Below are 19,718 nucleotides of genomic sequence, written 5' to 3'. Positions count from 1 at the left end.
TTGTAAGGCAGATGCTCTCCCAGCTGAGCTAATCCTCCAAAAGTTATCATTCATGACAACAAAATTAATCTTAGCAAGAATTGATCAAATTAGCAAGAGTATTTTCAAAAAATATTTAATTTCCCGGATTTACAATCTAAGTGCAACATCATGATTAAACAAAAAGGCCATGAAGACCCTAACTTAAATTGACCAAAAAATAAGAAAGGTGATCTTGTTAAAGGAGTGCGCCATAAGAATCAACCAGCTTTGTTAACCCTAACCGAACGCTTCACTCGTTTTGAGATTGTTGTTAAAATCCCTGATTATCACGCCGAAACTTGTCGTCAAGAGCTTCAAAGAGTAATTAGTTATCATCCAAGTTGGTTTCACTCGATTACCTTTGATAACGGTGCTGAGTTTTCCAAGTTAGCTCAGATCAGGCAGACAAAGATTTATTTTGCCCATCCATACTCACCCCGGGAACGCGGCAGTAATGAGAACTGCAATGGTTTACTTCGCCAATTTTATCCTAAAGGCCAACCTATCAATCAGTCTCGACTTTATCTTCACCAGGCTGTCAAAGCCATCAACACTAAGCCACGCAAACTTCTTTATTATCACACTGCTCAAGAATGTTTCCAACAATGTTTAGCTTCATAGCTATGTTGCACTTGATTTGACAATTCAGGACATATTAAGGACTTAAATAATGAAACCACCATTACACCGACCCGTGAATCGCCCACTGTTAACCGACTTTGTAACAAATTAATTAAGCAGAATCCCACTATCAAAATAGTTAGTCTCCCTTCACTTTACACCACTCATACTTTTATTGATCGTGCTAATGAACTGGTCTTAACGCGAGCAGGATTTCAAAGTATCAGCCCAACTTTTCGCACCATTGATGTAGAATGGGATTTTTATTCACCCAGTGGACTTGTTTATAGTAAACACCCATTAGCTAAAGTAGTTCACTTTATTGATGCCGTTAAAAAGTCCCTTTAATTTTGTACAACAAACAGTCAAATAATTACCATTAAACTTACAAAGTTAGATTTATAAATTTAGAAACAGAAAAGGGTCAAATTCAAGGAGATAACCTTGAATTTGACCCTTTAAAGTTGGTTTTTAAAGGTTTTGAATATCATCAATGATCTGATCAACAGTTAAATGATTTTGTTGGTAGATCTTAGTAACTGGTACTTCGTCAGTATAAACACGACTCTGGCCATAGTTTAAGACCTTAACATCTTTTCCGCCCAGGTAAGAAGCAACTTTTTCACCAAAACCACCATCTAAAATATTATCTTCCAAAGTGATGATAACCTTATTTGTTTGGGCTAAACGGTCTAACGCCGCCTGATCAAGAATATTAGCTGAAATCGGATTAACCAAAGTAGCGCCTAGTTTCGTAGCTACCTTCTTACCTAATGAAGCGTAAAAATCACCTAAGGCTAAAACGGCAATATCCTTGCCCGGCTTAATTTGGTATTGAATTCTACTGTAATCGTTAGCAACTTGGCCACCCTTTGTTGGAACAGGTTGAACCGGCATCTTAATAGCTACAGGGTGTTTTCTTTGCTTAATCGCCCATTCCATCATGGCTTTTTCTTCTGCTAAACTAGTTGGTGCTAAATAAATCCAGTTTGGTAAATTGGAAACCATTACCTGATCGAAGACACCAATATGGGTTTTTGATTCGCTAGAGATCCCACCACCAGCAATCATCATGACTACCGGCAAATCATTAGCAGCTACATCGTGTGATAACTGGTCAAAAGCCCGTTGCAAGAATGTCGAATTTTCAAACAAAACAGGGATGGCACCTTCTTTAGCCATTCCGGCGGCAAAGGCAACTGACTCTTGTTCAGCAATTCCCACATCTTGATAATTATTAGGATACTTTTCCTTAATTTCATCTAAACCAAAGACCCCTGGAATAGCAGCATTGATTGCCATAATCTTCTCATTATTTTGGATATGTTCTTTCATTACATCCATGGCGACTGAATTAGCATTAGGACCAGTTGGTGCTGGAGCTAACGGTTGGTCAGTCTTTAAGTCAAATGGCATTACCCAATGGTGTGCTTCTTCATGTTCAATTGCTGGTTGATAACCCTTTCCTTTTAAGGTATTAATATGTAATAGAATTGGATGATCAACATCCTTGACAGCCTTAAAGGCATCAATCATTGACTTGATATCATTGCCATCTGCCACATAACGATAGTCAAAACCCATTGCGGTAAATGGATTCTCTTTGGTTTGGCCATTAGATTCACGTAATTTCTTTAATGCTGTAACTAAACCGCCAACGTTATGATCAATGGCCATTTGATTATCATTGACAACAACCACTAAATTATGCTTTTCAATGGCAGCATTGTTTAACCCTTCATAGGCCAAGCCACCCGTCATTGAGCCATCACCAATTAAGGCCATAATATTCTCGTGACCACCCATTAAATCCCTAGCTTTTGCCATTCCAGTTGCGAGGGCAATAGAGGTAGAAGTATGACCAATAGTATAGTAATCATACGGACTTTCATTAGGATTAGAATATGGAGTAACGTCTCCATACTTATCAGGGTCCAACCAGGCATCAGCTCGTCCAGTCAGCATCTTATGCGGATAAGTTTGGTGTGAAACGTCCCAAATAATTTTGTCTTTGGGTGCATTAAAAACATAGTGATAAGCAATTGTTGCTTCAACGATTCCTAAATCAGGTCCCAGGTGTCCTCCCATAGCCGCATCTTTTTCAAGAATCAAAGTACGGATTTCCTGAGCCAGTTTTTCCATTTGAGAAAGGCTCAACTTTTTAACATCGGCTGGAGACTTGACCCGATTTAATAAGTAATCAGGATGTTTGTTCATAATTTTTACCTCCATTAGAATCTTAAATTTCAATACATTTAAATTGTATAAGTGTTTCAAGTAACTGTGAAGACGGCACATTATTGTATCCAGGGAACCTTAAAGTACCCAGTTAGTAGAATGATTAATATTAAAAGCTAAAAAGCCTGTATCAACTGTCCATAATCATTGAATACACAAATATTACCATGCTGATTAACATTCTTATGACAACCATTATCAGTAAAATAACGCGGTGCCTCGTTAGGATACTGAATTACCTTAACCGGACAATCACCTTTATTTGGATTATCAATAGTCATATTATCTGAATAATTTGTTGTTGATGGGCTAAATATTCCATGAATGCGATTAGTTGGTACATGACCGGTTACGATCGTCTTTCCAGTTAAATTATGGGCAAAAGTTGTCTGGTCATTTTCCCAAATATAATTGGTACGTACCCAAAGATGTGTGCGAACATAAGGATCAACTTGCATATTCTTATATGATTGAAGGTGGACATGACCAGCCAACTCGCCTCTAGTTAAACCAGCATGAACGAAGACTAAGTGCTTAGTAACGTACATCGTTGGTAAATTAATTAGAAATGAATAGTATGGATTTTTTTGCAATGAACATCTGATTTTCTTTTTACTTAACGAAGCCCTTAGCCACGTCCTAGCTGTCTCTTCTCCACCCTTAAAATACCAAGTAAGATCGCCTTTCGTAACAAATTCATACATTCGTTGCTCATGATTGCCAATTAAAGCAATCGCATGGTCTTGTTGTACTTTTCGTCGAATAAACTTAACTATTTGTAAGCTATAAGGATGACCATCAATATAATCGCCACCAAACACTAATTGTGCGTTCGGATATTTTTCTTCTGCTAAAGTAACTAAGTTAATCCATGGATCACCAATTCCGTGGGGATCTGAAGCAAAAATATATTGCATAGTCAATTTCTTTTCTATTCCTATGATAAACTACTTGGTTAAAGGCCATTAAATAAATTAAACTTAAATAAAACACTGGAAAGCATTATACTAACAAGAGGAAATAGATTTTATTAACCTTTTCCATCACTCGTAATTAAACCTATATAAACAGTTTGGGGAGATTATTTACTCGTTGAATGGGAAATAGTTACGAGCAATATTTGAAAATGGAGGAAAAAAGTATGCTTCTTTAATGGCTACTTTTCTTCCTCCATTTTTAGTAAAAGTCGTATGGTAATATAAGAGAAAAGCAGTTTATTATAAAATTTATCGATAAATGAACTAAGCATATTTGTAATTTTCTCTTACATATAAAATTATAGCAATGATTTCGTTACACTACTAACATTTTACTCACCGCTGGCCATGACTAATTCACTTAAGATTTTCTTTTATGACTAAGCCACCCAAATAAGTAATGATGGTGACCTTGATTCTTTTGGATTTTAATTAATTTATTTTCTTGATTTTCGGTTAATTTAGTAATCTTAGTAATTGCATCGGCCAATTGGGCATTAGTATCAATCTTACGTGCATTTTGTGCTTCTTCGCTACTATTATATTTTTGTTGAAGAGTATCACTTTTAAGCCAATGATCAAAGTTCTTCACATCAACAATAAAGCTAGTACTAGTTTGCTGGTGACTAATGGCAAATACTGAAAATACCTTCTCATCATCTTCGAGCCACTATTATTTGCAGTATGATCAGAACTAGCATTAAATAATTGCTTATTAATTTGGGCCTTCAACCGACCATTCTGTTTAATGAAAGTGATATCACTACCTGTTTTTGCTTGATTAATCAGCATCGTCCAGTCATTCCGACCCACAAATAAGGAATAATCATAATTATCCGCAAAGTAAGCCTCAACCAGTGGGAACATATCAAATCGATCCATTGCCTGTTTTAAGACAAATTTGATTGGATATATGAGTATCAGCAAACTTCCAAAAATTGATATTAGTATTTAGTCTTTGTTGTGTATAGTCTAAAATATCTAGCATTAGTACACTCCTCCCTGCTTTTCTTCTTTAATATGCCTGAAAATTTTTTATTTGTCATAAAAAAGCAAATAAGGAGGAATAATTTACTAACAAACGACTTAGACTATTAACGATGATTATCTTTTATTTGAGCCATGATCGCTCCTAAACAGTAACCAATGAAAAAGATAAACGAAAGCAATAAGTAGGTAATCAAGAATTTCATATTCTCACCTCCTATATTCTTAAAACGGTAAAATCCGGATTTTATTCTTTATTATGTTAAAATAAATTTAATAATATTATCAGGAGGTAAGTATATGCACACTGTTAAGATCAATAAAATAACCCTACCAGCCATCGGAATTGGGACCTGGCACATGGGTGATCACCCTCGTCAAGTTACTACCGAAGTTCAGGCCATTCAAGCAGCTCTTGACCATGGTGCACGAGCAATTGATACTGCTGAAATGTACGGGAATGGTCGCGCAGAGCGAGTAGTTGGTCAAGCCATTAAGAATTATCAGCGTGAGCAACTTTATTTAATTGATAAGGTTCTTCCTACTAACGCCGGGCAGGCACATCTAGAGCAAAGCCTTGACCGCAGCTTACAATTAGTTGGTACCGACTACTTTGATCTTTACTTGCTACATTGGCGAGGAAGTATTCCTCTTGCCGAAACAGTCAAAGAACTAGAAAAAATGGTAACCAAAGGTAAAATTCGTGCTTGGGGCGTCTCCAACTTTGATGTTGTTGATCTCAAAGAGCTATGGAACCTTCCAAACGGAAACCACTGTGCTGCTAATGAAGATCTTTATAATCTTGATGAACGTGGAATTGAATATGATTTGCTTCCATTAATGCACCAACATCATTTACCATTAATTGCGTATTCTCCACTTTCCGAAGCAGACACTATTTCTGGTAAATTGACAGCCGATCCCTTGCTCAATGAATTAGCCATCAACCATCATGTCAGCATCTACCAGATCATGTTGGCCTGGACCTTACGCAATGGAAATACCTTAAGCATCCCCAAAGCAGGAAATATTCAGCACGCAATCGATAACATGAAGGCACTGGCAATTGATTTTACGCCTAATGAGAATGCCGCTTTAGCTCAACATTTCCCTAAGCCTACCAGTAAACAACCTCTTGCAATGATTTAGTGATAGTTCCTGCATTCTTCTACAATTATGAAAAGGAAAGGCACAATAATGAAACGCAATTTAACCTTTATTAGTAAAAAAATGTCATATGCTCTTCGTCATAATCCAGACAAGTATGGAATTAAATTAGATGAATACGGTTATACCGATCTTAACGTTTTTATTGCTGCCCTAAATCGCGTCCATCGCTTGCACCTAACCAAATCCGACATTGAAGAAGTCATCGCTAAATCGACAAAACAGCGTTTTAAAATTAAAAATAACCGCATCTGTGCTCTCTATGGCCACTCAATTCCGGGAATTATCAAACACCAAGAAGCCACACCGCCGGCAATTCTTTATCATGGTACCGCTCGACGATTCATGCCCAGCATTAAAAAACTGGGACTTTTACCTATGCAGCGACAGTTTGTTCACCTTTCAACTGATATTCCTACTGCTCGCCAGGTTGGCGCCCGTCATGACAATCAGCCAGTTATTTTAACAATTGATACGCGAGCTGCTCATGCTGCCGGTGTTAAATTTTACATTGGCAATAAACAGGTATGGTTAGCCAACGAGATTCCGCCACGTTTTCTACATCGGTGGCGGCAATCATTATAAGTCATTTAACTATTATCAAAACGATTTTAAAAGAAATTTATTAAAAAGTACTTTACGAAATTGCTATTTCTTGATATGATAGTACCTGTTCGCTGTTAATGAACAGGTATTTTCGGGAAATAGCTCAGCTTGGTAGAGCACCTGGTTTGGGACCAGGGGGTCGCAGGTTCGAATCCTGTTTTCCCGATTTTTGTTTTTTTAAACCGTAAAGCGACGCCCGGCTTTCCCCCAGGCGTCGCTTTTATATTCCACCTTCTATTGCTCATTGTTTTCTCCACTTAACTCTTTCGATTAAAGGGATCCCAGGTATACTTTGCTCGAGGACCACCAATGTATTTCGGCCGTGAACGCAAGTAAGTTGTATGGGCTTGGCCAATGGTGCCAACAGAAGTACGTACTGGAACCTGAACAAAGCGCACTTGCATTCCAATAAAGGTATCACCAATATCCATTCCAGCAGCTGCCTGGATGTGTTCAACTTCAATCGGCTCTTTAAAATTTTCAAAAGCGGCAATTTGCCCCGCTCCACCGGCATGAATCTGCGGATAAACCATAACTTGTTCCAGACCATATTGTCTGGCAACCTCTTTTTCAACTACCAAGGCTCGGTTAATATGCTGGCATCCTTGAACAGCTAAATGAATTCCCAGTGGCTTTAGAATACTAATAATTGTTTTAACAATTGTTCGACCAATTTCAATACTTGAATCTTGGCCAATCGTTTGCCCTTGAACTTCGCTGGTACTGAGTCCTAAGACAAAGAGATCACCCGTTTCCAATTTAGCCTGATCGAGCAGTTCGGTTAGTCCTTGTTTAGTCTGCTGCTTAATCCGTTCTAAATCTACCATTTATTACATCACGCTTTCTCTCTTAATTAACAAATCGGTGTAATTTAACCAAGGCTTATTAATTATCAAACACATTTTAGCATACTTACTAAAAGTCGTCATTTCCTTAAGAATAGTTGATTATTAAGCCTTATCAACTAAGCGCATGATTAGGTAATCACGGGCATCTTGTTCCGACATTTGGACACCAGCAATTATTAAGCGTCCCGCAGCATCCCGTCCTTTTAGGATTTTATTGACGACTTTTTTATCATGATAATAACGTTGCAAAAGTTCTGCTGTCGGTAATTGACGCAAAACCTCCGCGTAAGTTTGATTATTTTTCATTCCCATTTGCTCGTCCTCCCTTTAAGCAATTGGTTAGCATTATACCACTTTTGTAACATATCCGCTGAATCAACGCTTGTTAGTTAGTTATACGATATAATAAGAATAACAAACAAAAGGGGTGAAAACTTGGAAGCAGATAAATACCTCAAATTAATTCAAGAAGAGCTTGCCAAACTACCTGATTATGTTAACGAATACTATCTTGGTACTAATCATGCTATTACAACAACCTATCAGTACCTTACCGAAATTCGACGTTTCTTTGATTGGTTACGGACAAGTGGCATAGTTAAAGCCTCAAACAACCAATCAATTCCTACTACAGTCTTAGCTAAGCTGCGCCGAAACGACATTATGCTCTATATTGATCATCTTAAGCACAGTACTAATGTTCAGGGACGCCTTAATTCACCGACCTCAATCAATCGGTCAATCAATGCCCTGCGTTCTCTTTTTAAATTTTTAACGGTTACCGCTGATGTTAAGGATGGAGAACCGTATTTTTATCGTAATGTAATGCTTAAAATTGACTCACTTAACGATACCAAAACACTTAACTACCGAGCACATAACTTAGCTTCACATATGTATCGTGGCCAAATGAAATTTGATTTCATCAACTTCATTCGTAATGAATATCCTCAAAAGTGTGATAAGCGTGCTCGACCGGCTTTCAGACGTAATTATGAACGGGATATTGCCATCATCACCCTTATCCTCGGCACCGGAGTCCGGGTCTCTGAAGCCGCCAACGTTAATTTAGCAGACCTTAACTTAAAACAACAACTACTTGATGTTACCCGTAAAGGTGGCCAACGCGACTCGGTACCGATTGCTCCGTGGGCTGTACCATATCTTAAATCTTATTTAGCAATTCGCGCACAACGGTACCATGCCCATAAAAAAGATACCGCCTGTTTCTTAACCGTTTATCATGGTCAAACCCACCGGATGACTGCTAATTCAATTGAAAAGATGGTGAAGAAATACTCTACTGCCTTTGGCCATCCCCTGACGCCTCATAAACTCCGTCACACGCTCGCTTCAGAACTCTATGATGTCACCAAAGACCAGGTTTTGGTTGCTCAACAATTAGGGCAGAAGGGGACCTCGGCTACTGACCTTTATACTCACGTTGATCAAAAAGAACAGCGTGCGGCTCTCAAGGAAATCAGTGAGCACCCAGCCAAACATTAAAACACGTCACACCATGATATTTTATTGGTATGACGTGTTTTCTTATTTAATAGTAATCACTTTGGCTGCTGCTATCGCCGCTGAACTAAGCTCCTGGCCAATACCAGAACGACTAGGAACCTTGTACTTGCCATCAACAGGATGGTAATGATATTTGCCAGAATTATAGTTAGCAGCTTTGAGATTAATCTCATGTTCTTCGTGAATAACAAAATTAGGGCAAGCTGCCTCAAATTGAAGAGCGGCTGCAGTTGCAATTGGGCCTCCACAAACATGCAATTGAATACCTAATTCATTAGTAGCAGCCAGGGCGATAATTTGTTGGGCCCCAGTGACTCCGCCACAAGTTCCTAAGTCTGGTTGGACAATCCCAATTGATGATAAATAGGGTTGGTAGGTTGCTGGAATCGTCAAGTGTTCACCAACCGCTAATGTAGCTCCCGTAGCCTGTACAAGTCGTTTGGTGGCAGCTGGATTTAATGTTGGTAAGAGTTCCTCATAATAATCGATTCCTAGTGGTGTAAGTTTACGAACCAACTGGATGGCCGATGACAAGTTAAGATTTGCGTGGCAGTCAATGATGATCTGAACATTCTTGCCCACCGCTTGACGAATAGCAGCAACTCGTTGGTAATAGCGATTTAATTGGTCTGGCTTCAAGAGGGCCCGATTGGGAACTAATGACCGTCCTGCCTCCAAATCAATTGGATCTATCTTAATAGCCGTGTAGCCCTGTCTCTTTGCACGCTTGGCCAGACGAGCAAAATCACTAGGTTGGTCTAGTCTTCTTGAAAAAGGTCCCCAGCCGTATTCGAGGTGACTAGCATAAACCGGTAAGATGTTACGAATTTGTCCGCCAAGAAGTTGGTAAAGGGGGACATTAAATGCGCGGGCCTTAAGATCCCAAAGGGCAACATCAATAGCACTAATTGCTGAGTACAAGATGGTGCCACCATTCTTAGCCCAAAAAGTATGTTCATAAAAGTCTTGCCAGATGGCATTAATTTGGCTGGCATCCCGACCAAGTAATTGTGGAGCCAGTTCTTGCAGCACTCCTACTGTGCCCTGAGCACCTTTACCATAAGCAATACCGGCTTCCCCCCAGCCATGGTTACCATCATCTGTGATAATTTTGACGACTACTGGATGCCAGTACCTTCTTAGTTGTGGACCCCAATCAAGTTGATAAATTTTGACCTGCTTAATTTTCATGGTCAGCCACGGCTTTCATTATCTTGACTGCAATCTGACGGCTGGCCCCCGTAACTAATTGCTGGTCAAGCTGCTGCCTTTCTAAGGTTCGCTGAATCTGCTTCAGATCAATAGCAGTTCCGTCAAGCTGGGCTTGCAACTGATTTGCCCCCTCTTGGCCCATCAACATCAAATCACCGTAGAGTTTCACATCAGCCAAATGTTGGTGACGAACATTAAAGCCGATTCCTAAGCTACCGATTCCATGAAAATAACTATCGATATAGTAGTCATTAAGTCCACTGCCGTAAATCCAACGATGTGTACCAAACTTCTGAACTCCCAACTGCTTAATCTTTTGCCAGTCATCTTTGGTCAAATGAATTGTCTGCATCTCCGGGTTAGCCCGCTGTTCTGCTGCTAGAACTGTTTTCCAAAGATCACTAATAGTAAAATTGGGTTGATTAATGAACGGCTTAAGGTTAGTAACCCGACTATGAACGGATTTTATTCCCTTATCAGCTAACTTTGATTTCGATGGTGTTAGGACTTGGCTTGCAACAGTGGTATTGACGTTAAACATTAGGGTACCGCCGTAAAGAACTCGGTCGCCAATTTGTGAAAACGACATGCCAGAAAACTTTTTTCCTTGGTAAGTAAGGTCATTACGCCCCGTTTCCTGTGCATCAATACCTAACGATCTTAGGGCTTGCAAAATCGGATGAATATAATGACTAAACTTAGGGGTCTTAACTTTTTGTGCCGTATCAATATAGACGTAAGTAAGGTCACCAGGATCAACAAAGACTGCACCGCCACCAGAATTACGGCGGACGACACTGATGTGCTGCTGCTTAAGATATGGAAAATTAACTTCATGATAAATATCCTGATAGTGGCCTAAAATAACGGTTGGCACCATTGGGTGATAAAAGTACAATAATTCTTCTCCCGCAAATTGAGGATCTTTTTGTAGATACTCAGGTAAGGACTCCGGAATAATTGGATCCTTAAAATAATCTTCATTCTCGCTTGTATCAATGTAGAGCATTGTGACCACCTCTTAGAGCTATTATAGGCTTTTATACCCACTTAATTGACGAATTAAGTAAATGAAATAGAATTTACCTAACTAAAGTCTTTACAATCTTATAAATACAAGATAAGATTAGCATTAAAAAATAATTAGAATCAGCTATGTTTACAAGAGAGGAAAATTGATTATGAGTAAGATTGCATCCTTAATACCAGCAAGTTTACGTTCAGCAAAGCCATCACTAATCCGGGTGTTAAATAACAAATATGGTAGTGATCCGCAAATGGTTAACTTAACTATTGGCGAACCGGATTTTAATACCGCTGACCACGTTAAACTGGCCGCAATTAAGAGTATCCTTGACAACCACACCCACTATCCACACAATTGGGGAACACCAGGATTACGAGATGCAATTAGTCAGTACCTTGCTACCCATTTTGGTGTCCACTATGATCCATCTTCGGAAGTGTTCGTTACTGAAGGGGCTAGTGGCGCCATTAGTACAATTATTAATGGCCTCTGTCAGCCGGGAGATATTGTCTTAATTCCCTGCCCAGCCTATACGCTTTACCGGATTAATGCCCAAATGGCTGGTGCCAAAAGCGTTGAATTAAGAACACAAGAACCCGATTTCAAGGTTACACCACAGTTGTTAAAAGATGCTCTAGATAAGTATGGTAGTCGGGTCAAGGTTCTAGTCTTAAATTATCCGGTTAATCCCACTGGAGTCACCTATACTCCCGATGAATTACGAGCTCTAGCAACGGTACTTAAACAATATAATGTGGCAATTCTTGACGATGAAATTTACGCCGAATTGACGTACGAAGGACATCACTTTTCCTTAGCTAAGTTGCTACCAGACCAAACCCTCTTAGTAAGTGGTGTTTCGAAGAATGCTGCAATGACTGGTTGGCGGATTGGTTACATTTGCGGCCCTAATGATGTCTTACGGTCACTTGCTAAAGTTCACCAAGCCGCAATTTCGACAACTGCGACTATGAATATGGATGCGGCCGAAGAGGCCCTGCGTCATGGTGACCATGATACGGCAGTCATGAAGGCGGCTTACGATCAACGACGTCAGTATTTAATTAAAGCAATGAAAAAGATTTGCTTTCATTTTACACAACCAAGCGGTGCCTTTTACTTGTGGGTTAAGATCCCGGACAATTTTGCCGGTAATTCGATGGCCTATGCTGAACACTTAGCAGAAAAGGCAAAGGTTGCAATTGTTCCTGCAGCAGCCTTTACCAACCTGCCCGTTCGCTACTTTCGGATCTCTTACGCTGCATCAATGGAAAAGCTTCGGCAAGCAATCACAGGATTTGCCAAAGTATTTGCAGATGACCAAGCTTCTTATAATGATTAATTCACCATTTTAATCGGAGCCAACAGGGCACCCTTGATTTAAGGTGTCCTGTTGGCTTTTATCTTATATTTTCTTACTAAGATTGATGAAGGATTTCTAATTTGATAGGCTAAATTATGTTGTGTCCGTATAAACATAGTTATTGTTTTTTAAGTTTTGAAAGGAAGTGCGCAAATGACTCAACACAAGCAACTAGTACGAATGTCGTTAGCAGCGATTTTGCTTGCTTTAACTGTTGTCTTTGGCCGAATTTTCCTAATTCCGCTTCCGTGGACCCACGGTAATGTGAATCTATGTGATGCCGGTATTTTCATCGCTTCATTGATGCTAGGGCCGTGGTATGGCGGCTTTGTTGGTGGCTTTAGCGGCCTATTTCTTGACCTTATTTCTGGTTTCGCTCAATATGCTCCGTTTTCATTTGTTGCCCACGGGTTGGAGGGACTCATAACAGGATTAATTACTAAGCATTTACCAAGTCTGTGGGGAAAGATTCTTGGCCTGACTGTTGGAACTATCATCATGGTTGTCCTTTACCTGGTTAGTGATTCCATTATGTATTCATTTTCAACTGGTATTTTAGGAATTGGGCCTAACCTTTTCCAAGGACTGATTGGTGCCGTGGTTGCTTTCGTTATTGAGAAACCGTTGCAAAAGCGAATCAAGATGCTTTAATGGTTATTTCGTGATTAAGATTAAATATCTCCTTACAAACATGAAACAAATTACTGCGCAAAAACTAACTTCAAAGAAATTGTTCATCCAATTCTTGGTTAAGTAGTGACCGATACCGCTGGAGACGCTGTACTCGGTCAATTAACTGGTAATCTAACTGGGCACGACGATGTGCACTCCACGGATCCGCTAATTTGAGATGATCTTGATCATTAAAACGGTAACCTCCCCACATATGTTGACTAATCGGATTAGTCAACACCGAATCAACGACCCGCAAGAGACCAACCGTATGCTGATCATCAAGGTAACCTAACGCTACAACATCACGGGGATCAATGTAATTGAAAATTTGGCAGCGTAATTCTAAGGCTATTTTTCGCTGTTGAGTATTCAATAACCAATACAAGTTTGGCCCTTCATAGAGCCAAGCGCCAGCAATTTGTTCAGGAAAATGACAATTAGCCAGGGCAAATTGGCCATTGATTGCTCCTAAAGAATGGCCATAAACATAACAGTGATAACCAGGCCACCTTTGAAATAAGTGGTTAAAGCAGCGGGCAGCAGTTTGAATTTCTCCAGGAATAGTTGGTAACTGGTTTAAGATAGCTCCACCAATTGGCAAGTTGACCCGTAACCATTCATTAGTCCAGGTTGTCGGATCTCCCTTACGAATTCCAGAGGAGCCCCGCAGAAGGACCGTCATTTCTCGAGAATGATTATTAATAATCACGGTGCCCCGAAAGCCATCGGTGGTTTGGAAAACTTGTTTAACCTCGCCAATTTCTAGACCAGTTAATTTAACCCGCATTCCCACTTGCCAGTTATGATATTCAAGCTGGGCTAATTGTACTCGTTGACGGTCCGTTAAGTGATCATTAATCATCTTTTTTATTTCCTTTCGTTTTAAACAATTGTGGCAAAATTGGTAACAGGGTGATATATAATTATCATTAGGGATTAAATAACTTTAAGGGAGTGTGAAGTGAATGCTATATAACGCGGCACTAGTCTTAGAGGGTGGTGCCTTTCGTGGCCAGTATACGGCAGGAGTCGTAGATACCTTTCTTGCTCACCACATTGAATTTGCGAGTGTGATCGGTGTTTCGGCGGGTTCGCTGTGTGGAGCTAATTTTGTTTCTAAACAATACGGTCGAGCGGCCATGATTAATATTAATCATCGTCATGATCATAATTATATTTCTTTCACTCACCTGTTGCACCGTCAAACGATCATCAACCTTGATTATCTCTTTGAAGACCATGGTTGGCAATGGGAAAATTTCAATGAACGAGCTTATGAACGTTCTGCTTCTAATTTTACAGCAGTAGCAACTAGCCTAATTACCGGCAAGGCGGTTAGTTTCACTAATCCTACTGGTAATGAGTTAACTCGTGCATTAAAAGCTTCATCCTCAATGCCAATCCTTGCAAAACCGCAACGAACCAGTCAAGGCCTCTGTATGGATGGTGGAGTGGCCGATTCAATCCCCTATGATGTCGCTCAGCAGCAGGGTTATGGCAAGGTAATAGTTGTCCGAACACGAGATATTAATTATCGAAAAAAGGCAACAAGTAGGACCCTAACGAGACTCTATCATCAATATTATGGACGTGATTACCCACTTTTCGTTCGTGCGGCAATTGCACGGCCAACCGTCTACAATCGTCAGGTTGAAACAATCAATCGTCTAACTAAAGCGGGAAGGTTCTTTACGATTGCTCCTCGTCAGCCAGTAAAAGTTAGTCGAATTGAGGGAAACGTTAAGAAACTACGCCAGCTCTATAAAACTGGTCAGCGAGAAACGCAAGCCATCCTGCCATCATTACGTCAGTACCTTCAAAGCTAAGAAGCATATTTATGTTATACTTAAATGTAGTTTAATAAATGCATTAGGAGTGTCCGTAAGGCGGACTGAGATACACTTATCAAGTGTGGATCCTATGAACCTGTCGAGTTGAGACTTGCGAAGGAAAATGCAAATAAGAAAGTCTCGGCAGTAGTCGAGGCTTTCTTTGTTCAAGGGGGAATGAACTTAATAATGAGTGACCGTTTACCATATCAGTTAATTGATCAAGTTCGTCAATCTAATCCGGTAATCTTCACCGTCGCTAATGAAGTAACCACTAGCAAAGTAGCAGACGGGTTGAGTGCTATTGGCGCCTCACCGATTATGTCGGCGGAACCGGCAGAGGCACCGGCTATGGTGGCCTTGGCTAATGCAATTACGATTAATCTAGGAACCATTACAAAACAGCAATTAACCGAAATCCACGCAATACTAAATGCTAATGCGGGTCGATGTCCAGTTGTTCTAGATCCAGTTGCGGTTGGTAGTATTCCCTACCGACATAAGATTGCTAATCAGCTGCTTCATGATTATCATTTTACCGTTATTCGGGGTAATGCTGGCGAAATTGCTGCATTAGCTGGCTTGGATTGGCATGCTCATGGAATCGATACTGGTCAAGGAGAACTTGATCCAATTGTAATTGCTAACAAGTGTGCCATCCGTTACCGTTGCTGCGTTGCCTTAACTGGTCCAACCGACATTATTACTGATGGTCACCATCTCTTTACTAACCCATTCAACAATCGCTTTTTAACTTTAAATGTTGGTAGTGGTGATATGTTATCCAGTATCTTAGCAGCTTATCTGACTATTGGGAATGATACTTTTCAGGCAAGTGCCCTCGCCTGCCAGACTTTTTCCTTAGCTGGCATTAAAGCGGCTAACCATGTCCAAGGCCTCGGTCAATGGCAAGTACACTTTTTCGATGAACTTAGTAACCTAACAGCCACGATAGTTAAAAATGAACTAGCAGAAAGGACAGATAATAATGACTAATGATTTCCCTCAAGTACTAACGATTGCTGGAACCGATAGTGGTGGCGGGGCCGGAATTTCCGCCGATTTTAAGACGATGCAAATGCGGCATGTTTTCGCAACAATGGTCGTTGTGGCCGTGACAGCCCAAAATACACTCGATGTTCAAGATGCCCTTCCGATGCCACCTAAGCTAATTGATGAACAGTTTGCATCCCTGGCTGCTGACTTCAAAATTCGGGCTTGTAAGACGGGGATGTTGGCCGATGTTCCACGAGTCAAGGCTGTTGTCCGTAACCTGGAAAAATACAATTTTGGTCCTTTAACAGTGGATCCAGTAATGATTGCTAAGGGTGGCGCTCAGCTGCTTAGTGATGACGCCATCACGGTTGTTCGTGATCAACTACTACCATTGGCTGACTTGGTAACTCCTAATTTACCAGAAGCAGAAAAATTGACGGGGATGACGATTACCACCGAAGACGAAATGGTTATGGCTGGTAAAAAGCTTCAATCGCTTGGCGCTAAAAATGTACTGGTTAAGGGTGGCCATTTCCACAATGTCAATGCAGCTAACGATTTTGTCCTACTTGCTAACGGCAAAAGCTTCTGGATGACATCTCCTCGAATTGCTACTCACAACACCCATGGTACTGGCGATACAATTTCAGCCTGCATTACTGCCGAATTAGCTAAGGGGCATACCATGGAAGAAGCCCTTCACATTGGTAAAGATTATGTTGAGGCGACAATTCGTGATGGAATTAACGTTGGTCATGGTCATGGTCCTTTAAATCATTGGGCGCCAATTAAGGAGGATTGATTAAAATTGCAATTTGATTCTAAAATGCTACAAGCCTACCTAGTAGGTGGCACTCAAGATACTCATTATAATCCAACCGAATTCTTACAAAAGGTTGAATTAGCAATGCAATCTGGAATTACTGCTTTTCAATACCGCGAAAAAGGTGATTCCCGTCTTACTCGTCAGGAACGACTAGAAATGGCTCAGCGACTCCGCAAGTTGACTCATCACTACCACATTCCTTATTTTATCGATGATAACGAAAAATTAGCCTTACAAGTAGGAGCCGACGGAGTTCATGTTGGTCAAAAGGATCAAAGAATTGAAACTGTTATTCGTCGGGCAGCTGGTAAGCTAATGATTGGCTATTCCTGCAATACTCCGTCAGAAATTAAAAGGGCTAATCAATTAACGGCAGTAGATTATGTTGGCGCTGGGCCGGTCTTCCCCACTAACTCTAAGGCTGATGCTGATCCAGTACTTGGGTTAACTAAACTCCATCAATTAGTTCAAGTAAGCCACCACCCGATCGTCGCCATCGGTGGCCTAAACCCAAATAATGTCAAAACTACTGCTAAAACGGGTGTAGTTGGTGGAGCCGTAATTTCAATGATTCTACAAAGTGAAAATATCCCGCAAACGGTCAACCAGCTTCGGCACGCTTTTCGCTAAAAAGAAAGAGTGTCTACCATCACTTTTAGCAGACACTCTCCCTTATCCAATTAACAAGTAGGTATCAAGCAACATACCCACAACAATTGATTATACTATCTATTTCACATTAAATTGTCTTAGATTTTAAATTCTTACATTTTTGCCACATTTACTGATAAAGCTAATAGCATAAGTCAACTACCACTGATTAAAATCAGTGGCTTGTAGCTCACGGATCTGACGATCCAGAAGTGGTAGCGTCTAAAAGACTTCTTCCCAAAGCGGCTACATCATCGGATGGTTGACAGCACCCGTTTAACAGGCAAGGTTTACTCGCCCGTTGTTAATTTATTAAAAGCTGGATGTTTGTTACCGCTAACGTACCGGGTACCTAGCAGCTGAATGTTCATAGCACCAATGCGGTCGTCGTTAGAACAGTAACCACACTCATCGCAAACGTATAAGTGCGTGTCATGATGACGGTTGTTCTTCCAAATGCGGCCACACTTCGGGCACCGCTGGCTGGTGTACTTTGCGGACACCTGAACCACTTCACTACTCGTTAAGTGGGCTTTGTAAGTCAAGAACTGACCGAGCTGGAAGAATGCCCACGATACTTGTTCGTAGCGACGACCTTTGGCAACTTTTTCGGTAGCAGAACGAACATTAACCAGATTTTCCAGCACAAATAGAGTGTTAGCACCATAACGTTCAACGAGTGTCTTTGATAACTGGTGATTAACATCAGCCATCCAGCGGTTCTCTCGTCGGCCGATTTTCTTAAGACGGCGCTTAGCTGACTTGGTGCCTTTACTTTGTAATTGCTGGCGAAGACGTTTAAACTTCCGCCGCTTGCGGATCACCTCTTTGCCAGAGAAAAACTTTGTTTTCCCCTGTTCGTCGTAGACGGTGGCAATAAACCGTAAACCACGATCAATGCCGACCACATGTTCTGATTGTTCTTTAGCGTAATCTGGCAGTTCCTTAGTGGCACTGATGTGCATATACCACTTGTTGCCAGTGTACAGTATTTTCGCCATTCCGAACTGCCACGTACCATCGAGGTACTGGTCAAATCCTTGGCAGACAAACGGCGCTTTAATCCGACCATTAACCGTGTTGATTGACATCACATGATCGGCCTTAATTGACCAGTCACGGTTGCGTTGCAAATCGAGCTGAGGGCGTTTGAAATTAATCGGGTGCCACAACCATTCCAATGTGCGAGGGGCCGTCTTCCAGATGTCATTGCCGTACTTGTCCTGCTTACCACTGTTGTAGCGGTAAGGGTACTGTTTCAGTTGGGTTTTAACCGTCCGATAGCGAGCAGTAGTCGTCCGGATGACTGATTGAGCCATTTGAGCTTTCAAACCATATCGTGACCGTAATTGGTGATACAACGCCTTGTTTAATACAGCTTGTTGCATCTCAAATTGATGGTCAAACATGTATTGCGACACGTAGTTGCAAGCTTGACGGTATTGTTCTAACGACTTTGTTAAAGCCATTTCATCAAATGGTGATTGTAATTTCAATTTGCATTTGATAGTGATTGCTTGTTGCATCTAGGTCCGCCTCGCTTTTTTCATACCACAATTATATCATAATTGGGTTTGAACATACTTAGAAAGGACTAAGCTAAAAAGAGCACCTTGTGGTGCTAAAGTGGGGCTTTCCTCCCATGGCTAAAGCCACGGGTATCCAGCCTATTTATTTTCAATGAAAGCACTATCGATTCGCTCTGATTATGTTATGGAGATTTTCAAGGGAACCAAAACAATCGAATACCGGACCTGGTCTACCAAATACCGTGGCAATCTTTTAATTTGTGGTACTGCTAAAAAAGTTCATGGCGGGTTGCCCGGTTATGCTACTTGTGTTGTTAAGCTTACCAACATTATTAAGTATGGTGATCACGATTACGGTTGGCAATTAGCCCCTTTCAAACCTAATGGTTCCTACTGGATTTACCCCTTTCACGTTAAGGGACAATTAGGGCTTTTTAACGTGGAAAATCAATTGATTCGGCGAGCCCCGGTGATTGGTCCAACTGCTCCTGGGGCTCAACACTGGTTTCAAAAAGTGATTACTCCCCTGATTTATTAATAGAAAGAAGCAATTTATATGAAAAAACAATCAACAATGATCGTTTCCATCATTCTTTTAATTATCTTTGTCATCTTCGC

Annotated in this window: 20 protein-coding genes, 1 tRNA gene, 1 pseudogene and 1 riboswitch; of the genes and pseudogenes, 12 read left to right on the top strand and 10 right to left on the bottom strand. The window is 40.7% G+C overall.

Going from position 1 to position 19,718, the window contains the following annotated elements:
• Positions 1–219: 219 nt before the first annotated feature.
• A pseudogene (locus ACEYV4_RS05895) lies at positions 220–642 on the top strand (IS30 family transposase); the annotation flags it as partial.
• A gap of 471 nt (positions 643–1,113) precedes the next feature.
• Here the strand turns inward: ACEYV4_RS05895 and ACEYV4_RS05890 are convergent.
• From ACEYV4_RS05890 to ACEYV4_RS05875, 4 genes are all read right to left on the bottom strand, one after another.
• A complete protein-coding gene (locus ACEYV4_RS05890) occupies positions 1,114–2,859 on the bottom strand; it encodes a 1-deoxy-D-xylulose-5-phosphate synthase (RefSeq protein WP_373842437.1) in 1,746 nt (581 codons plus the stop codon).
• A gap of 137 nt (positions 2,860–2,996) precedes the next feature.
• Entirely contained in the window at positions 2,997–3,797 is an 801-nt protein-coding gene (locus tag ACEYV4_RS05885) for a metallophosphoesterase (RefSeq protein WP_373842438.1), read from the bottom strand.
• A 421-nt stretch (positions 3,798–4,218) separates the two neighbouring features.
• Entirely contained in the window at positions 4,219–4,449 is a 231-nt protein-coding gene (locus ACEYV4_RS05880; RefSeq protein ID WP_373842436.1) for a hypothetical protein, read from the bottom strand.
• Positions 4,446–4,739: a hypothetical protein gene (locus tag ACEYV4_RS05875; protein WP_373842435.1), complete on the bottom strand. Its 294-nt coding sequence runs from the start codon at positions 4,737–4,739 to the stop codon at positions 4,446–4,448. Before ACEYV4_RS05875 ends, ACEYV4_RS05880 begins: the two co-directional genes overlap by 4 nt.
• 405 nt (positions 4,740–5,144) lie before the next feature.
• On the opposite strand from ACEYV4_RS05875, the gene ACEYV4_RS05870 reads away from it, so the two are divergent.
• The 3 genes from ACEYV4_RS05870 to ACEYV4_RS05860 all read left to right on the top strand — a co-directional run bounded on the left by ACEYV4_RS05870 (position 5,145) and on the right by ACEYV4_RS05860 (position 6,783).
• Entirely contained in the window at positions 5,145–5,993 is an 849-nt protein-coding gene (locus tag ACEYV4_RS05870) for an aldo/keto reductase (protein ID WP_373842434.1), read from the top strand.
• A 48-nt stretch (positions 5,994–6,041) separates the two neighbouring features.
• On the top strand, positions 6,042–6,596 hold the full coding sequence (locus ACEYV4_RS05865) for an RNA 2'-phosphotransferase (protein WP_373842433.1): 555 nt from the start codon (positions 6,042–6,044) through the stop codon (positions 6,594–6,596).
• Positions 6,597–6,709: 113 nt separating this feature from the next.
• Positions 6,710–6,783 (top strand) — tRNA-Pro (locus ACEYV4_RS05860).
• Positions 6,784–6,874: 91 nt separating this feature from the next.
• Here the strand turns inward: ACEYV4_RS05860 and ACEYV4_RS05855 are convergent.
• Complete coding sequence (locus tag ACEYV4_RS05855; protein ID WP_373842432.1) at positions 6,875–7,444, bottom strand: TIGR01440 family protein; 570 nt, start codon at positions 7,442–7,444, stop codon at positions 6,875–6,877.
• Between the two features lie 123 nt (positions 7,445–7,567).
• Entirely contained in the window at positions 7,568–7,777 is a 210-nt protein-coding gene (locus tag ACEYV4_RS05850; RefSeq protein WP_373842431.1) for a hypothetical protein, read from the bottom strand.
• A gap of 123 nt (positions 7,778–7,900) precedes the next feature.
• Between ACEYV4_RS05850 and xerS the strand changes: the two genes are divergently transcribed.
• Positions 7,901–8,971: a tyrosine recombinase XerS gene (xerS, locus tag ACEYV4_RS05845; RefSeq protein ID WP_373842430.1), complete on the top strand. Its 1,071-nt coding sequence runs from the start codon at positions 7,901–7,903 to the stop codon at positions 8,969–8,971.
• Positions 8,972–9,013: 42 nt separating this feature from the next.
• Here xerS and ACEYV4_RS05840 read toward each other — a convergent pair whose 3' ends face one another.
• Positions 9,014–10,183 (bottom strand): mandelate racemase/muconate lactonizing enzyme family protein, encoded by a 1,170-nt coding sequence (locus ACEYV4_RS05840; protein WP_373842429.1) that lies wholly within the window; start codon positions 10,181–10,183, stop codon positions 9,014–9,016.
• On the bottom strand, positions 10,173–11,213 hold the full coding sequence (locus ACEYV4_RS05835) for a biotin/lipoate A/B protein ligase family protein (protein WP_373842428.1): 1,041 nt from the start codon (positions 11,211–11,213) through the stop codon (positions 10,173–10,175). The genes ACEYV4_RS05840 and ACEYV4_RS05835 overlap by 11 nt, the downstream gene beginning before the upstream one ends.
• A 172-nt stretch (positions 11,214–11,385) precedes the next feature.
• Here ACEYV4_RS05835 and ACEYV4_RS05830 point away from each other — a divergent pair, with 172 nt between their 5' ends.
• Both ACEYV4_RS05830 and ACEYV4_RS05825 read left to right on the top strand, forming a co-directional pair.
• On the top strand, positions 11,386–12,573 hold the full coding sequence (locus ACEYV4_RS05830) for an aminotransferase class I/II-fold pyridoxal phosphate-dependent enzyme (RefSeq protein ID WP_373842427.1): 1,188 nt from the start codon (positions 11,386–11,388) through the stop codon (positions 12,571–12,573).
• 174 nt (positions 12,574–12,747) lie between these two features.
• A complete protein-coding gene (locus ACEYV4_RS05825) occupies positions 12,748–13,245 on the top strand; it encodes an ECF transporter S component (RefSeq protein ID WP_373842426.1) in 498 nt (165 codons plus the stop codon).
• 70 nt (positions 13,246–13,315) lie between these two features.
• Here the strand turns inward: ACEYV4_RS05825 and ACEYV4_RS05820 are convergent, their stop codons facing one another.
• The gene (locus ACEYV4_RS05820) at positions 13,316–14,131 is read right to left on the bottom strand and encodes a hypothetical protein (RefSeq protein WP_373842425.1); all 816 of its coding nucleotides are present in this window, start codon (positions 14,129–14,131) and stop codon (positions 13,316–13,318) included.
• Between the two features lie 103 nt (positions 14,132–14,234).
• Between ACEYV4_RS05820 and ACEYV4_RS05815 the strand changes: the two genes are divergently transcribed.
• From ACEYV4_RS05815 to thiE, 4 genes are all read left to right on the top strand, one after another.
• Positions 14,235–15,095 (top strand): patatin family protein, encoded by an 861-nt coding sequence (locus tag ACEYV4_RS05815; protein WP_373842424.1) that lies wholly within the window; start codon positions 14,235–14,237, stop codon positions 15,093–15,095.
• A 35-nt stretch (positions 15,096–15,130) separates the two neighbouring features.
• Positions 15,131–15,238, top strand: a riboswitch (TPP riboswitch).
• 49 nt (positions 15,239–15,287) lie between these two features.
• Positions 15,288–16,094, top strand: a complete 807-nt coding sequence (thiM, locus tag ACEYV4_RS05810) for a hydroxyethylthiazole kinase (protein ID WP_373842423.1) — start codon at positions 15,288–15,290, stop codon at positions 16,092–16,094.
• Positions 16,087–16,896: a bifunctional hydroxymethylpyrimidine kinase/phosphomethylpyrimidine kinase gene (thiD, locus tag ACEYV4_RS05805; protein WP_373842422.1), complete on the top strand. Its 810-nt coding sequence runs from the start codon at positions 16,087–16,089 to the stop codon at positions 16,894–16,896. The genes thiM and thiD overlap by 8 nt, the downstream gene beginning before the upstream one ends.
• 6 nt (positions 16,897–16,902) lie before the next feature.
• The gene (gene thiE / locus ACEYV4_RS05800; protein WP_373842421.1) at positions 16,903–17,550 is read left to right on the top strand and encodes a thiamine phosphate synthase; all 648 of its coding nucleotides are present in this window, start codon (positions 16,903–16,905) and stop codon (positions 17,548–17,550) included.
• A gap of 311 nt (positions 17,551–17,861) precedes the next feature.
• Here thiE and ACEYV4_RS05795 read toward each other — a convergent pair whose 3' ends face one another.
• Complete coding sequence (locus ACEYV4_RS05795; RefSeq protein ID WP_373842420.1) at positions 17,862–19,097, bottom strand: RNA-guided endonuclease TnpB family protein; 1,236 nt, start codon at positions 19,095–19,097, stop codon at positions 17,862–17,864.
• Between the two features lie 154 nt (positions 19,098–19,251).
• Between ACEYV4_RS05795 and ACEYV4_RS05790 the strand changes: the two genes are divergently transcribed.
• Positions 19,252–19,638, top strand: coding sequence for an ASCH domain-containing protein (locus ACEYV4_RS05790; RefSeq protein ID WP_373842419.1), 387 nt, complete (start codon positions 19,252–19,254; stop codon positions 19,636–19,638).
• The last annotated feature ends 80 nt before the right edge of the window (positions 19,639–19,718 follow it).

It is taken from the genome of Limosilactobacillus sp. (assembly GCF_041859915.1).
Taxonomy (GTDB): Bacteria; Bacillota; Bacilli; order Lactobacillales; family Lactobacillaceae; genus Limosilactobacillus.
The sequence above is the reverse complement of the archived record's forward strand: the minus strand, read 5'-3'. Positions and strand labels throughout refer to the sequence as shown.